This window comes from Agathobaculum sp. LCP25S3_E8, assembly GCF_052117165.1.
GTDB lineage: Bacteria > Bacillota > Clostridia > Oscillospirales > Butyricicoccaceae > Agathobaculum.
Map to the genome: position 1 here is coordinate 1 of NZ_JBQKJR010000138.1, position 1,405 is coordinate 1,405.

Annotated in this window: 1 protein-coding gene and 1 pseudogene; both read left to right on the top strand. The window is 52.9% G+C overall.

The window, feature by feature from the left end; translation table 11 throughout:
- Positions 1-376 (top strand): annotated as a pseudogene (locus ACTQ34_RS17905) (hypothetical protein); the annotation flags it as partial.
- A gap of 62 nt (positions 377-438) precedes the next feature.
- Complete coding sequence (locus ACTQ34_RS17910) at positions 439-1,224, top strand: class B sortase (protein ID WP_441364955.1); 786 nt, start codon at positions 439-441, stop codon at positions 1,222-1,224.
- Positions 1,225-1,405: the final 181 nt, after the last annotated feature.

Here is a 1,405-nt window from a genome sequence, read left to right on the forward strand (position 1 = left end):
CCCTACACCGGATAAGCCAGATCAGCCCGACACAAATAAACCAAATAAACCTGACACGAATAAGCCGGGAACGTCTGGCGCGAATAAACCAAACGAGCCTACACAGGACAAACCAGATCAGCCGGACACACCAGAGCCGAGTGAGCCGGAAAGGCCTGCCCCAGATCAGACGGAACCTCCTGCCGTAGAGACGCCGAACCCCACTGCTTCGGGACAGGAAAGCCGTTCGGAATATGAAAATCTCGACCCGAATGTTCCGCAGACGGGCGACCGTACAGGGCTGTCATTCTGGACAGCGGCTCTTTTGGTTTCGTGCGCGGGGCTGTTCCTTACGCTGGCGGCCATCAAACGGAAAACCGACATAAAACGCAAGTAAAGTTTGTGAGTAAGCGTAGAAATTCAGATTGGCGGTGACTGTGCCGCAGAGGGGGTGGACTTGTGAAAAGGCCGGGCGGCTTGTCAATTTTCTTTCTTCTGCTTTTTGGCTCCGCCCTGCTCCTGTCGTCCGCTATGGTGCGGCACATCACCGCCGAGGGAGACGCGGAGGAAGCCGCGTTTCAAGAACTGGCGGAAGCTGTGCGGGTTGAAAAGCCCGTCCGGGAGGAAACGGCGGCTGATCAGGAAAGCCCGCAGCTTGACGAAGCCCCGTCCCCGTATGCGGCCATAAAGGAGCAGAACCCGGATTTTTTCGGATGGCTCTCCATTGACGGGACGGAATTGAGTTATCCGGTCATGCACACGCCGGAGGAGCCGGAATATTATCTGCGCCGGAATTTTGAAAGGGAACGCGCTGAAAGCGGCGTTCCCTTTCTCGCGGGCAACTGCTATGAAGGCTGCGGCAATTACCTGATCTATGGACATAACATGAAAAATGGGTCGATGTTCGCAGCGCTGCTATTCTATGCCGAACCGGAATATTGGGAGCAGCACCCTACCATTCAGCTTGATACGCTGAACGGCGCGAAGGAGTATCAGGTTATGGCGGCGTTCTATTCAAAGGTGTATCAGCGGGGAGAGGAAAATGTTTTCCGCTTTTATCAGTATGGCGAATTGACCTCGGAAAGCGTGTTTGCCGATTATGTAGAACAGGTGCGGAATCAATCGCTGTACGATACAGGCATTTGTGCAGAGTACGGCGACCAACTCCTTACTCTGGTGACGTGCAGCTATCACACTGGCAACGGCCGATTTGTGGTGGTGGCGAGGAAACAGGCAGAAAAGTAAAATATTTTCCGCAAAATGGGGTCTGTTTCGTCGAAATCCCTTGCTTTTTGCGGTGCGGTTTAGTATACTTTGGAGTAGTACCCTGTAAGTGCAGTCGCAAATTCCCCAAAAATCTGTTAAACTGAACGAACAGAGACGGAGGGGATCGCAATGAAACGTTACAGCAAAGAATTTAAGGAAG